The organism is Natronomonas pharaonis DSM 2160, from assembly GCF_000026045.1.
Lineage (GTDB): Archaea > Halobacteriota > Halobacteria > Halobacteriales > Haloarculaceae > Natronomonas > Natronomonas pharaonis.
In genome coordinates this window covers 299962-314052 of record NC_007426.1, presented here as the reverse complement: position 1 = coordinate 314052, position 14091 = coordinate 299962, and the positions used below count along the sequence as shown (strand labels likewise).

Here is a 14091-nt window from a genome sequence, read left to right as displayed (position 1 = left end):
TTCCCGCGCGCGGTACCGATTCCCATTTAACGGCGGGGCCGGATGTACTCCGTATGAGCAGGTTCGCCGAGGTCGACGACCAGTACGACCCCGACGCGGTCGAGGACCGCGTCTTCGACTACTGGGACGAGGTCGACGCCTACGAGAGGACGGTCGAGCACCGCGCCGACGGCGAGGACTTTTTCTTCGTCGACGGCCCGCCCTACACCTCCGGGTCGGCCCACATGGGGACGACGTGGAACAAGACGCTAAAGGACGCCTACATCCGCTATCACCGGATGCGTGGCTACAACGTTACCGACCGGCCCGGCTACGACATGCACGGGCTACCCATCGAGACGAAGGTCGAAGAACGGCTTGGCTTCGACAACAAAAAGGACATCGAGGAGTTCGGCGAGCAGAACTTCATCGACGAATGCAAATCCTTCGCCGAAGAGCAGCTCGAAGGCCTCCAAGAGGATTTCAAATCCTTCGGTGTCTGGATGGACTGGGACGACCCCTACAAGACGGTCGACCCCGAATACATGGAAGCGGCGTGGTGGGGATTCTCCAAGGCACACGACCGGGACCTCGTCGAGCAGGGACAGCGCTCGATCAGTCAGTGTCCCCGGTGTGAGACGGCTATCGCCAACAACGAAGTCGAGTACGACCACGTCGAGGACCCCTCGATTTACGTGAAGTTCCCGCTGGCAGAGCGCGAGGGGCACCTCGTCATCTGGACCACCACGCCGTGGACAGTCCCGGCCAACACCTTCGTCGCCGTCGACGAGGAGATGACCTATCAGGCCATCGAGGTCGACACCGGCGACGGAACCGAGACGCTCTACGTCGGCGAGCCCTGTGTCGAGGATGTCGTCGACCACGGCGGCTACGAGGACTACGAAGTCGTCGGCGAGCACGAGGGTAGCGACCTCGTCGGCTGGCGCTACGAACACCCGCTCCGAGAGGAGGTTCCCGAAGCGCCCGCCTTCGAGGGCGCACTCGAAGTCTACGGGGCCGACTACGTCGAAGCCGACCGCACCGGGCTGGTCCACTCCGCGCCCGGCCACGGTGAGGTCGACTTCGAGCGCGGACAGGAACTCGGACTTTCAGTCTTCTGTCCGGTCGGTCCTGACGGCGTCTACGAGGACGCAGCCGGCGACTACGCCGGTCAGTTCGTCAAGGACGCCGACGCGGCCATCATGGATGACCTCGAAGCGAAGGGGCTGCTCCTGTCGCGCGGCACCGTCAACCACGACTACGGCCACTGCTGGCGCTGTGACACGCCCATCATCCAGATGGTCACAGACCAGTGGTTCATCACGGTGACCGACATCAAAGACGAACTGCTCGCGAACATGGAGGAAAGCGAGTGGTTCCCACAGGAAGCCCGTGACAACCGCTTCCGGTCGTTCATCGAGGAATCGCCCGACTGGAACGTCTCCCGGCAGCGCTACTGGGGCATCCCCATCCCCATCTGGACGCCCGACGACTGGAGCGGCGACGTCGAGGAGGCCATCGTCGTCTCGACCCGCGAGGAACTCGCAGAACGCGTCGACCAGGACATCGACCCCGAGAGCGTCGACCTCCACAAGGACACCGTCGATGACCTGACCATCACCGCAGACGGCACCACCTACACCCGCGTGCCGGACGTCTTCGACGTGTGGCTCGATTCGTCGGTCGCCTCGTGGGGGACGCTCGGCTACCCCGGAAACGAAGACGACTTCGAGGAGCTGTGGCCGGCCGACCTCATCATGGAGGCCCACGACCAGACCCGTGGGTGGTTCTGGTCGCAACTCGGGATGGGAAGTGCCGCCCTCGGTGAAGCCCCCTATGAGACGGTGTTGATGCATGGCTGGGCGCTCGCAGAGGACGGCCGCAAGATGTCGAAATCCATCGGCAATATCGTCGCCCCACAGGAGGCCATCGACCGCCACGGCGCGGACCCGATGCGGCTGTTCCTGCTGACACAGAACCCGCAGGGCGACGACATGCGCTTTTCGTGGGACGAGATGGAGAACCGCCAGCGGGACCTCAACATCCTCTGGAACGTCTTCCGGTTCCCGCTGCCGTACATGCGGCTCGATGACTTCGACCCCGACGCCGTCGCCCTCGATGAGGCAGCGCTGGAGACGGTCGACGAGTGGGTCCTCTCGCGGCTGTCGACGGTCACCGCCGAGATGACCGACCACTGGGAGAACTTCCGACAGGACAAGGCCCTCGATGAACTGCTCGCGTTCATCGTTGAGGATGTCTCGCGGTTCTACATCCAAGTCGTCCGCGAGCGGATGTGGGAAGAAGAGACCTCCGAGAGCAAGCTGGCGGCCTACGCGACGCTGCATCACGTGCTCGTCGAGACGACGAAGCTGCTCGCGCCGTATGCGCCCTTCGTCGCCGAGGAGATATACGGCACGCTGACCGGCGACGGCGGCCACGAGACGGTCCACATGGCCGATTGGCCCGACCCCGACGAGCGGTTCCGCGACCCACAGCTCGAAACCGACGTCGACATCGTCGCCGCGGTCGAGGAAGCCGGCTCCAACGCTCGCCAGCAGGCCGAGCGAAAGCTCCGCTGGCCGGTTACCCGCGTCGTCGTCGCCGCCGACGACGACCGGGCCGCCGAGGCCGTCGACCGGCATCGGGACCTCCTCCGGGACCGGCTCAACGCCCGCGAAATCGAACTCGTCGAGCCCGGCTCCGACTGGGAGGAACTGTCCTACACCGCCCGCGCAGACATGTCGGTACTCGGGCCGACGTTCGGCGACGAAGCCGGTGAGGTGATGAACGCCATCAACGCCGTCTCGGTGACCGACACCGCCGTCGAAGCGCTCGAAGCCGCCGTCGAGACGGAGCTGGGCCGGGATATCGAGCTGACAGACGAGATGGTCTCGTTTAACACCGAGACGCCGGAGGGCGTCGAGGGGACAGCCTTCACCGTCGACGGCGACGACCGCGGTGTCGTCTACGTCGACACGGCACTGACCGAAGACATCGAAAGCGAGGGCTACGCCCGCGAGGTTATCCGGCGGGTCCAAGAGATGCGCAAAGACCTCGATTTGGACATCGAGGCCGAAATCCGCGTCGACCTCGACATCGCCGACGAGCGGGTGGCTACCCTCGTCGACGAACACGAGGGCCTCATCGCCGACGAGGTCCGGGCGGCCGAGTTCGCCGACCTCAACGCCGGCCACGAACGCGTATGGGACGTTGAGTCGACCGACATAACCATTACCATCGACCCAGTATCCGAGCGGTAATGGAACGTCGGCACGTCGTCGTGCCGCTGCTTTCGGCCGTGGTATTGCTGTTCGTCCTCGCAGCGTTCACCACACCCGCCGCAGCCGCGAGTATCGACGTTGAGAACACGCTCGCACAGGACGACCGCGACGATTATATCGCGGTCGAGACAGCGGTGTCGGTTCCTGAAAACACCGCCGAACTCGAAGTGACGCTACCGGAAGGGGCCGTTCCGGAGCGGGCTGTCGGCTTCAGCCAGACTGACGACCGGACCTTCGAGTGGACGGGCGAGACGACAGAGCCAACCGTCGAGTATGCCTACGAGGCGACCGTCAGAGAGCAGCGCGGCGGCCACGAGGGGCTCTTTTATGTCGATGCTGATGAGTGGGCCATCGTCAGAACGCCGCTTATCGGCCTCTCTTGGCGTGGCCCCGACGCTGAAGTTGTCAGAGAAAGCCGGGTCGACGGCCCCGGCGTCGCGAGCAGCCACATGGCGTATCTCGGCCCGTATGAACAGCATACCCGGACCGCTGCCGGCCAGCAGTTCAGCCTCGTCGTTCCGGCGGCCGCCGACCTCCGAGAATCGCCGGAGGCCATCCTCGACTCGCTGACCGCCGCGTCCGGGCGGCTCGATATCGGCTCCCGGAACGAGAACGTCTTCGCCATCGCCGCGCCGACCGAGTTCCACGAGTGGGGGCCGGCGGGACTACAGCGCGGGCCGGCCGGCGACATGTGGGTTCGGGACCGCGAGCCGCTCGATACGGCCCGCAGCGCGTGGGTGCATGAGTACGTCCACACCAGACAGGCGTTCAACGACGCGCCGGACCGCCACACCGACGCGACGCGATGGACGGTCGAGGGGATGGCCGACTACTATGCGGCCCTCCTGAGCTACGAGGCCGGCGACATCGACGCCGAGACGTTCCGCGACCGGCTCGAACACGGGGCGGGCGATGAGTACACCGATGTCCAGCTTGTCGACCCCGACACGTGGGAGGGCACGAACGCCGACTACGACCGCGGGGCGCTCGTATTCGGACACATCGACCGCCGGCTCCGAGCGGAGTCGGACACGACGCTGAACGCGGTCGTCGCGTCGATGAACGACGCCGACCCGCTCACACACGAGGCGTTCCTCGATGCCGTCGAAGAGGCAGGCGGGAGCGATATTCGCGCCGACGCTGAGCGGTACACCGAGACGACCGCAGCGCCATCGGTGTGGGACCGTGGTGAGCACGCTGCGGCGTTCAGTGATACGCCGGCGTACGTCTCGGCGGTTTCGGTCACGCCGGAGACGGCCGAAGTAGGCGAGCCGATAACCGTCTCGGCGACCGTCGAATCAACGGCGAACGGCGTCGAGCACACGGTTACGTTCACTGTCGACGGCGAGCCGGCCGGCACCGAAACGGTCACTGTCGACGGTGCAACGAACGCCACCGGCGTCATTGAGTTCGACGAACCGGGCGAGTACACGGTCGGTGCCGACGACATCTCGACGACCGTCACGGTCACCGACGAGCCAGCCAACGGCGAGGGCGCGGCTTCTGACGATGGGACCGTGACTCCCGAGACAACGGCAGCGCCCGACGAAGCGACACCTACGCCGGGCACAACCGACGACGGCAGCCTCCCGATGCCTGAGTCACAGTCCGGGTTTGGCGTCGTCGCGGCGGTGTTGGCGCTTCTCGCGGGAGTGGTTTCGGCACGACGGCGGTAGCCGGGGGCGCTACAGATGTTCGGCGATTGCGGGGGCGACGCTGACCGCCGAGACCGGGCGTTCGATGGTATCAGTTCCGTAGACGGCGTCGACACCGGCCCGTTCGAGTTTCGTTCGCGCGTTGGCAGCCAGCATCGGGTGGACGCAGGTAACAAACACCCGAGCCGGTGCTGTAAGCTGGGCGACGGCAGTGCTCATCGTCGAGCCGGTGGCGACGATATCGTCGACGAGGACGATATCGCGGCCGGTTGTCGTTGCGTCGCTCGGCTCGATTTCGACCTCGGTATCGGAGGTGCGGGTCTTCTCGAAGTAGTCGACCTCGCCGTCGCCGTAGGCGTCGCTGACGGTTTCGGCGAGTCCGATCGCTCCCGCGTCCGGCGAGAGGAAAAGCGGGTCCGAAAGCGATGGTAGCGGCTCCGCGAGCCGACCGGCCGCGTCGACCGGGGTGGCCGGCACGTCGAAGAAGTCACAGACCGCCGTCTCGTGCGGATTGACCGTCAGTACACGGTCAGTTCCCGTAGCGACAGCTCGGGCGATAGCCCGGGCCGAAACCGGTTGTCCGTCCTCGAAAGCGGCGTCCTGTCTGGCATAGCCCATATACGGCAGGACGGTGACGACCTCCTCGGCCTGCTGGCGGGCGGCATCCTGTAACTGGAGCAACTCGACGTGTGCGCTGTCGGAGACAGTCGAAGCCACGACGACGGCCCGGTCGTCCGTTTCCGGGACCTGAACGAGCCTCTCGCCGTCGGCAAAGCGGTCGTACTCGACGGCCGCAAGCGGCTCGTCGAGCGCGGCCGAAAGCGCGGCCGCGAGTTCCTGCGTGTCTGAGCCCGGCACTATCATACGCTCGCGTCCGAGCGCCGGGGCTAAACGCGTTTTCGTTCGTCGGCCGCGCGGCTACCGCTCCCGAACGACGACGAACTCGGCGAGGTCCTCAAGATAGCCGACAGCCTCCGAATCAACCGTGTCGGCGGCCGAAAGCGACGAGAGAGCGGCATCGGACTCGGTCCGAGCGCGCTCGTTGGCCTCGTCGGGCGACATGTCGGTTATTTGGACGACTGAGGGGCGTTCCATCTCGGCGTCCTGTCCAGTGGGCTTGCCGAGGTCGTCGGCATCGGCGGTCGCATCAAGGACATCGTCGCGTATCTGGAAGGCGATGCCGACCCGCTCGGCGTACTGGCCGAAGGCGTCGACAGCGTAGGTGTCAGCATCGGCGGCGATGGCTCCGAGTTCGGCGGCCGCGCGGAACAGCGCCCCCGTCTTCCGGCGCGCAAGCTCCATGTAGGCGGCCTCGGAGTCCGGGCGTTCGACAAGTTCGGTCGCCTCGCCTTCGCCGAGTTCGACCATCGCTTCGGCGACCGTCCGCATCGCGCGTGGGTCGGCGGAAAAAAGCGAGAACGCCTCCCCGAGTAAGCCATCGCTGGTGGTAATCGCGGGGCCGTACCCGAAGGCGGCCCACGCGCTGTCGACGCCGCGCCGGAGTTCGGACTCATCGATGATGTCGTCGACGACGAGCGAGGCGTTGTGGACGAGTTCGATGCCGACCGCGAAATCGATGGCGTTGCGGGACGGCTCGGAGCCGCGGCCGTCCTCGCCGACGAGCTCGCCGCCGGCCGCCTCGAACGCCAGCAACGCGACCATCGGCCGGACACGCTTGCCGCCCGAAAGCGAGACGTGTTCGAGCCGGTCGGTCATGGCATCCGGCTCGGTGGCGTCGAGAACGGCCTCCAGCCGCGATTCGACGAGCGCCCGTCGGCGCTCCAGATACTCCATACACGGAGTAGGAGCGGTGTGCGGAAGTACGTGACGGAACCGACTGTCGTGGCCGCAGGCGGTCACGACCGGTTTAACTAACCGCCACCCGTAGTTGGCCTATGGACGTACTCGGCGACATCATCGGCCGCGACCGGCGAACCGACGCCCCGGCGCTCGTCGCCCCGGCAGTCGGCCGGGACTACGACTACCGGCGGTTCTGTACGACCGCCTGGAAGACCGGCAATTTCCTGCGACATCTCGGCGTCAGGGGCGGTGCCGGCGTTGCTGTCGCCGACGACCCGCTTCCGGAGCCGGTGTTGACGCTGTACGGCGCGGCGCTGCTCGGCGGCGTCGTCTCCTTCGGGCCGCCCTCGGAGCTTGATTCGCCACGGGCCATCGTTGCCCCCGCAGCGGATATCGACGCCGAGGCGGTCGAGCCGGGCACGAAGCCGGTCGCCTACGGTGACGACCCGGGGGACCCGACGGTAGCGTACTTCGAGCGCGACGTGTGGAGCGAGAACCCGACGGAACCGCCGGACCACATCGCGGGGACGGACCCGCTACTTCGCGCGGGCGAAGAACGCTACAGCCACGGTGACGTGCTCACCGCAGCCCGAACGGCTATCGACGACCACGGTATCGACGACGGTACGACAGTCGCCGTCGGCGGCTCTTTCCGCTCGCCGGGGGTGGTCGCTGCCGGGCTCGTCGCCCCCATCGTTGCCGGCGGAACCGTCGCCGTTGGCCCCGCCCCCGAAGGCGACGTTCAGGTTGGCGGCGAGGGAAGCGATGTCGAGACGGACGCGCTGCTGTAGCTCGTGGCTCGGTGTCGGTACGCTCCTGTAGCGTACGGCGTTCGTCGGGCGGCGTTGCAGCATAGCCGTGATGGGACTGAATCCGGCCGCATTCGCAACCCTTGAACGGTGCGGTTGCAAATAGCGACTATGGACGACGCCTCGCACATCGTGGCCGTCGACGAGGTGCCGACGGACTCGACGCTGCTTGTGACGCTGCGGGAGGGGTTCGACGAGAAAGAAGTCGTGTTGGTCCGGCAGGACGACGATGTCGTGGCGTGGCGCAACTACTGTCCCCATTGGACTGATGTCCGGCTCGATAAAGGAAGTGGTGCGGAGTTCCGTGACGAGGAGCTTGTCTGTACCCGCCACGGGGCGATTTTCGAAGCCGACTCGGGGGAGTGTAGCCACGGCCCCTGCGAGGGTGCCTATCTCGAAGCCGTCGATGTTGCGGTTGAGGGGGGCGAGGTCTATCTCACCGACGACGACTACGAGTTCGACCACATCGGCCCCAAAAGCGACCGGGACCTTTCGTCAGGGCGTATCGGGTTCGGCGGGAACTGAGCCGGGACAGTTCGGGGACGTGTGCCCGGGGTCGGGGACGTATGCCCTGATACAGGGGCTGTCACGGTCGCGCGGCAGAATCAATCAGTGTCGAGTTCGGCGAATGTTTTTTCCGCCCAGCGGACGGCAAACGGCGCACCGTGGTCGGTGTATGCTTCGGTGTCGAGCGCGTCGAACGGCTTGGGAACCGCACTATCGTGCTTGAGGGCATTACAGGCCAGCTCCGCCGCGTCGGCGAAGTCGGTTCGGCCGGTCGCGACATCGGCCGAGAGGTCGGCGAGCCGTGGTTCGAGCCGCTCGCCAGCGTCGGCCCACGCGGCGTGGATGTCCGGGAACTGGTCGGCCCAACTGTCGAAGACGGGGCGGCTCCGGCGACCGATATGAGCGGTATGGAGCGCCGCCGCGAGCTGGTAGGTATCGACCGGCGACAACGGCACGGCGTCGTTGAGGTCCTCGTAGGCGTCACCAAAGAAGCCGAGGAAATGTTCCGCAGAGTCGAGATGGAGTTCGACGAGAGCTTCGGCGATGAGGAAGTCGATAAACGGTTCCGGCGAGCCCTCCAGCCGGGGTTTGACAATGACCGTCGGCGGCGACGTCTGCCGCGTCCACGTTACGCCGCCGTCACCGGGAGCGCCGACGGTGAACTCCGAGTCGGCAAGCCGATGGAGAATGTCGGGGGCATCCGGTGGAACGGTCGTTTCGTCGTAGGCCAACGGCTCAACGCCGTCGACGACCGCAAGCAGGTTTTCCGCGACAGATGGCGGAAGCGTCTCGAAGTCGTTCGCTGCGTCGACGACGAGCGCCGAAGGGGCATACTCGTCGCGGACGGCGGACAGTGCATCCGTGAGCGCTCGCCGCTCGAACATTACAGGACGGAGATGGCAGCGAGCAACAGCCCGCCGACGACCGCCGAGACCACGATTGTTCCGAGCACGATTTTGGTTGCCTGACTCATACGCGGGTCTTCTCCCGGCCCTCGTTTAAAGGTTCAATTTTCTCTCCCGGCGCGGCTGGCAGTAGTAGCGTACATTCCGCAAGGTGGCACAAGGCAGCGTCAGTTGTCGAACCGCGCCTGCACGAACGGCTGTGCGTCCTCTACCTCGCCGACGCGGGAGTCCGACAGTAGCACGGCCTCGGTTTCGTCCAACGGAACCGAGAGGCTGATTTCCTTGGTGCGGCCGTAGCGACCCTTCGAGACGACAACGGCGTTGACGATGCCGAGCATGTCGAGTTCGCTTATGAGGTCGGTCACCCGTCGCTGGGTGAGCACGTCGGCGTCGATCTCCTCACAGAGCCGCTTGTAGATGTTGAACACCTCGCCGGTGTTGATGTTGTGGACGCCGTTTTTCTCCAACAGGATGGTCGCATAGAGAACGAGCTTCGACTGTGTCGGCAGCGTCCTGACGACCTCGACGACGCGGTCCAGCTCGATTTTTTCCTGTGCTTTGCGGACATGCTTTTCAGTGATAGTCTCGGTGCGGTCCCGTTCGGCGAGTTCGCCGGCCGTCCGGAGCAAATCGAGCGCCCGCCGGGCATCACCGTGTTCCTGGGCGGCGAAGGCCGCACACAGCGGGATGACATCATCGGAGAGGGTGTCCGGCTTGAACGCGATTTCCGCGCGGTGTTGGAGGATATCGCGGAGCTGGGTCGCGTCGTACGGCGGGAAGACGATTTCCTCCTCGCCGAGGCTCGATTTGACTCGGGGGTCGAGGAAGTCGGTGAACTTGAGGTCGTTGGAGATGCCCATAATCGAGACCCGGGAGTTCGAAAGCTCGGAGTTCATCCGCGAGAGGTTATACAGCGTGTCGTCGCCGGATTTTTCGACGAGCTTGTCGATCTCGTCGAGCATGATGACGACGACCCGCTCGTGGTAGTCGACGGCGTCGAAGAACGTCGAGTAGACGCGGTCTGTCGGCCAGCCGGTCATCGGGACAGGGTCGAACTCCTCGAGGTCAGTTTCGAGAGTGTCGATTTCGGCTTCGACGGCGGCGACGCTATCGAACTCGGTGTCGTCGAGGGCAGCAGGGTCCTCTGCAGCCCGGTCTCTGAGGGCTTCGAGTTCATCGAGTCGGGACTCGATGTAGGCCTCGTTTTTTTCGATGAACTTGTTTGCGAGTTGGGCGAGCACGCGATACTGCGTATCTGTCACCTCGCAGTTGATGTACTGCACCTCACAGGGGACCTCGTACTTTTGTGAGGTCGTCTCCAGTTCCTCGCTGACGAACTTCGCGCTGGCGGTCTTTCCGGTCCCTGTCTTTCCGTAAATGAGGATGTTGGACGGCGTCTCCCCGCGAAGGGCAGTGACCAGAATCGTCGCCATGTTGTTTATCTGCTCTTCGCGGTGGGGGAGTTTGTGCGGCGTGTAGGACGGCCGGAGGACTTCTTTGTTCTCGAATATCGGCTCTCCTTCCAGAAGGTCGTCGAAGAGCCCTCTTGATGCTTCGTCGGCCTCGCCGTCTTCTTCGGTTTCATCGTCCGGAGCGAGGTCGAGGTCTTCGAGGTCGATGTCACCGGAGAAGCCATCAACGTTTCGGGCGTGTTCGGAGCCCGTCGGCACGGAGTCGGTCCGCTCCGAGTCGGATTCATCCTCGGAGAACCCCCCAGTTTCGACTGGAGAACCCGACGACTGCGACGGGGTAGCAACGTCATCGCTACCCTCGGTGTCTGTGTCGATGTCCACAGTGTCTTCGCTGTCTTCGTCCGTGTCGCCACTCCCTCGCTCGAGCCGATCTTGCGTCCTGGGTTCCGATGCCGTGTCGTCGTTTGTCATTCTGTGTTCCCCTGCGGCGTGTCTCCGCTGTACCCCACCGTTTCAATTGGAAAACCACCCCGCATCGAGCGAATGGAAAGAATACAGGGGGTAGAGGCCCTGATTCGGTGGAGGGCGTGCAAACGGATGTCCACTTGATGCAGTCGAACCGATGGTCGAGTTCGGTATTAAGTTTTTTGATGAGGTCGGCAAAGAGATTGGGAGCCCCGACTTCGAGCACCCGGACGCCGACGTGCCGACCGAAGCCCCCCACCGGGCGGGAGCTCCGCCATAATATCTGACGGACACTGAACTCTGACGGACACTGAACTCGGATATCGGCACTGGAATTGGACGCCGACGGAATTGGACGCCGAGAAACAAGTCGGATGCTGAGAGACCGGACGCCGAGACGCTGGGCCAGTGCCGAGGGGGCGGCGACGTGAAACACGGGGAACGAGAGAGTGGGGTCGAGAGAATCCAGCGGGCCAGGAAAGTCGGGAAAGTCACATCTCCAGTTGATGCAGACGAAACAAGGGTGGTTACCCCCACACCCCTTCGTTTCGACTGGAGCCGTTGAAAGGGGTGGGGAGGGGTAGACGAGAGGCGTTCTAGTTGAGAAACCTTTATTACCTGTAGGAAGTAACCAAATCCGTACGACAAAGAAATACGATTCTGTTTATATTTCTATGGTTGTTATAGGCTAGTAATCGCTGTGTTTCGCTGTGTTTCGCTATGTTGCTAGTAGTAGTAGAAAATTACTAGTGAGTACTAGATACAGCAGCATATCTAGTCTATCCCGGCTAGGTCTCCAATCTAAACTAGCTTACCGATACACTCTTCCTCGGTTATTCCAGAGAGTACAGTAGTAGCTACGTTAAACGCTATTTATTCTACTATGAGTTCACCCACTCCAGCGCTCCCCCTCCCCCTCCATTTCTCCGCTCCAGTTGAAACGAAGGGGTGGGGGGGTGCGGCAGGGATACGGTCCTGCTGTCCCAGAGGCCTGTCGGCAGACAAAGACAGGTGGGCCTGCCGACAGACGAAGACGAACGGAGTGGCCCGCCCCTCCTTGGTCCCATGCTTGGCTCCGCCCCATCTGGTCCGGCCCAGCTCGACCCAAAGCCGACCGGCTACGGAACCGGTAGGCTGATGTCTGACATATGTTTAAGTGAGTTCAGGATGGTAGTATCTGCAGAGCGACTCCGATTTCGACTCGAAATCGGGGGCGTGGGAGGATGATATGGGACTGTTAACAGACCTCAAATCGAGCATCTCGCGGGCGACATCGAGTCTGTTTGCGGGCGACGAAACCAAGCGTATCGGCATCTATGGACCGCCGAACGCCGGCAAAACGACTCTCGCAAACCGTATCACGCGTGACTGGACTGGCGACGCCGTCGGTCCAGAAAGCCACGTGCCACACGAGACACGGCGCGCGCGCAGGAAGGAAAACGTCGAAATCAAGCGCAACGGCAAGTCGGTCACCATCGATGTCGTCGACACACCAGGTGTGACGACCAAAGTCGACTACAAGGAGTTCCTTGACCACGACATCGACAAGGACGACGCCGTCCGCCGCTCCAGAGAGGCGACCGAAGGTGTCGCCGAGGCGATGCACTGGCTCCGAGAGGATGTCGACGGCGTTATTTACGTCCTCGATGCCACCGAAGACCCGTTCACGCAGGTCAACACGATGCTCATCGGTATCATCGAAAGTCAGGACCTGCCCGTGCTGATATTCGCCAACAAGATTGACCTCGAAGATGCGAACGTCCAGCGCATCAGCAACGCCTTCCCGCAGCACGAGACCGTCCCGCTTTCGGCGCTGGAAGGCGACAACATGGACGAGGTCTACGACAAGATCGCGGAGTACTTCGGGTGATACCATGCCTGAGATAACAGCCGACGACGGCGATGGGCCGGACGACGACGGCATTCAGATCGACATGATAAGCGCCGAGCGGATGGAGGGGATGCGCACCATGGAGAAGATACGGCTCATCCTCGACGGCGTCCACGACGGCAACATCGTCATCCTCGAACAGGGCCTCGAACCCGACGAGGAGTCGAAACTCATCGAGGTCACGATGTCGGAAATCAACCCCGACGGGTTCACCGGCATCGAGATAGAGACATACCCTGGCGAGGAAAGCGGCGGCAGCGGCCTTCTCGGCCGCATCATGGGCAAAGACGACTCGAACAAACTCACCGTCATCGGTCCCGCAAACCGCATCGAGACGCTCCACAAGGACGAAACACTCATCAGCACGCTGATAACGCGGAAATAAGCCCGAAGGTACTCCCACAATGCCCCACCAGTGTACTGGCTGCGGTCACACGTTCGAAGACGGCTCCAAGGAGATGCTCTCGGGCTGTCCGGAGTGTGGCGGCAACAAGTTCCAGTTCCGCCCCAGCGAGGAGGCGCTTTCCGACCCCACCGACGGTGACTCCAGTCCTCCCGACGAGGAACCGCCGGAACCCCCGGCCGCTGATTCGACGACATCGTCAGTCGCCGAAACTGTCGGGCGCGCAACGACGCGAGTCCGCGATTTGGTTTCCTCTTCGGAACAGCCGGCTCCCGACGAGACAGCCGGAACGACAAACACTGCCTCCGACGCCGAGGCTCCTACCGGTGATGACCTCGAAACCCCTTCCTCTTCCAGCGCTTCGACAGAACCGGCCGCCGGAACAGCCGGGTCCGACACCGATTCTAATTCCGGTTCCGGTCCTGACCCGGAGGCGGAGTGGCCGGGCAACTGGTCGGGCAGCGATTCCGACGCTTCGGAGGCCGGCGAGTCGCCGCCCTCTGGGGCGTCTGACCCCTCCGCTTCCAGTGGAGACGATGCGCGCGACAGCGAGATTCTCGACGACAGCGCTGGCGAAAACAGCGCGCAGGCGACCGCCCGGAGCGACGTTGTCTCGCCCGATGAACTCAACGCGGTGGCCCGTTCTGACCCGTCGCCGACGGACACTGATACCACGGCATCTCCCCCCGAAGAACCTGTCTCCCACGACGAACCGTCTGCTTCCTCCGACACACCACCGGAGGCAGACGCCGATACAACGTCGGCCAGCTCTCCGGACGACGACCAACCCGACCTCGCGGCGCTCCGTGAGCAACTCAACGAGCAGTTCGAGTCGATAAAAATCGTCGAACCGGGCCAGTACGAACTGAATCTGATGGAGCTGTACGACCGCGAGGAGTATATCATTGCGCTCCAAGAGAACGGCCGGTACGTCATTCAGGTCCCCGAACAGTGGATGGGCGACGACCCGGACGAACGGTAGCC

The 14091-nt window shown here is 63.7% G+C and carries 13 protein-coding genes; 8 read left to right on the top strand and 5 right to left on the bottom strand.

Annotated elements, in window-relative coordinates:
• Positions 1-53: 53 nt before the first annotated feature.
• Positions 54-3239: an isoleucine--tRNA ligase gene (ileS, locus tag NP_RS01560; RefSeq protein ID WP_011322032.1), complete on the top strand. Its 3186-nt coding sequence runs from the start codon at positions 54-56 to the stop codon at positions 3237-3239.
• Entirely contained in the window at positions 3239-4936 is a 1698-nt protein-coding gene (locus NP_RS01555; RefSeq protein WP_011322031.1) for a 5'-nucleotidase, read from the top strand. The genes ileS and NP_RS01555 overlap by 1 nt, the downstream gene beginning before the upstream one ends.
• Positions 4937-4945: 9 nt before the next feature.
• Here the strand turns inward: NP_RS01555 and prs are convergent, their stop codons facing one another.
• Both prs and NP_RS01545 read right to left on the bottom strand, forming a co-directional pair.
• Positions 4946-5779: a ribose-phosphate diphosphokinase gene (gene prs / locus NP_RS01550; RefSeq protein WP_011322030.1), complete on the bottom strand. Its 834-nt coding sequence runs from the start codon at positions 5777-5779 to the stop codon at positions 4946-4948.
• Positions 5780-5833: 54 nt separating this feature from the next.
• Positions 5834-6709, bottom strand: a complete 876-nt coding sequence (locus NP_RS01545) for a polyprenyl synthetase family protein (protein ID WP_011322029.1) — start codon at positions 6707-6709, stop codon at positions 5834-5836.
• A gap of 101 nt (positions 6710-6810) precedes the next feature.
• On the opposite strand from NP_RS01545, the gene NP_RS01540 reads away from it, so the two are divergent.
• Together NP_RS01540 and NP_RS01535 are read left to right on the top strand one after the other, a co-directional pair.
• The gene (locus tag NP_RS01540) at positions 6811-7506 is read left to right on the top strand and encodes a class I adenylate-forming enzyme family protein (RefSeq protein WP_011322028.1); all 696 of its coding nucleotides are present in this window, start codon (positions 6811-6813) and stop codon (positions 7504-7506) included.
• Between the two features lie 129 nt (positions 7507-7635).
• Positions 7636-8049 carry a Rieske (2Fe-2S) protein gene (locus NP_RS01535; RefSeq protein WP_011322027.1) on the top strand — a complete coding sequence of 138 codons (414 nt, stop codon included), beginning with the start codon at positions 7636-7638 and terminating at the stop codon, positions 8047-8049.
• A gap of 80 nt (positions 8050-8129) precedes the next feature.
• On the opposite strand, the gene NP_RS01530 is transcribed toward NP_RS01535, so the two are convergent.
• The 3 genes from NP_RS01530 to NP_RS01525 form a co-directional block, all read right to left on the bottom strand.
• Positions 8130-8915, bottom strand: a complete 786-nt coding sequence (locus NP_RS01530) for a DUF7089 family protein (RefSeq protein ID WP_011322026.1) — start codon at positions 8913-8915, stop codon at positions 8130-8132.
• Positions 8915-9004 carry a hypothetical protein gene (locus tag NP_RS15200; protein WP_455429675.1) on the bottom strand — a complete coding sequence of 30 codons (90 nt, stop codon included), beginning with the start codon at positions 9002-9004 and terminating at the stop codon, positions 8915-8917. Before NP_RS15200 ends, NP_RS01530 begins: the two co-directional genes overlap by 1 nt.
• A 99-nt stretch (positions 9005-9103) precedes the next feature.
• Positions 9104-10819 carry a Cdc6/Cdc18 family protein gene (locus NP_RS01525; RefSeq protein WP_011322025.1) on the bottom strand — a complete coding sequence of 572 codons (1716 nt, stop codon included), beginning with the start codon at positions 10817-10819 and terminating at the stop codon, positions 9104-9106.
• A 151-nt stretch (positions 10820-10970) separates the two neighbouring features.
• Between NP_RS01525 and NP_RS15050 the strand changes: the two genes are divergently transcribed.
• The 4 genes from NP_RS15050 to NP_RS01510 all read left to right on the top strand — a co-directional run bounded on the left by NP_RS15050 (position 10971) and on the right by NP_RS01510 (position 14089).
• Complete coding sequence (locus tag NP_RS15050; protein ID WP_269764015.1) at positions 10971-11093, top strand: hypothetical protein; 123 nt, start codon at positions 10971-10973, stop codon at positions 11091-11093.
• A 948-nt stretch (positions 11094-12041) separates the two neighbouring features.
• A complete protein-coding gene (locus NP_RS01520) occupies positions 12042-12683 on the top strand; it encodes an Era-like GTP-binding protein (RefSeq protein WP_011322024.1) in 642 nt (213 codons plus the stop codon).
• A gap of 4 nt (positions 12684-12687) precedes the next feature.
• Positions 12688-13089, top strand: a complete 402-nt coding sequence (locus NP_RS01515) for a DUF2073 domain-containing protein (RefSeq protein WP_011322023.1) — start codon at positions 12688-12690, stop codon at positions 13087-13089.
• Between the two features lie 19 nt (positions 13090-13108).
• Positions 13109-14089 (top strand): Zn-ribbon domain-containing protein, encoded by a 981-nt coding sequence (locus tag NP_RS01510; protein ID WP_011322022.1) that lies wholly within the window; start codon positions 13109-13111, stop codon positions 14087-14089.
• Positions 14090-14091 lie beyond the last annotated feature (2 nt).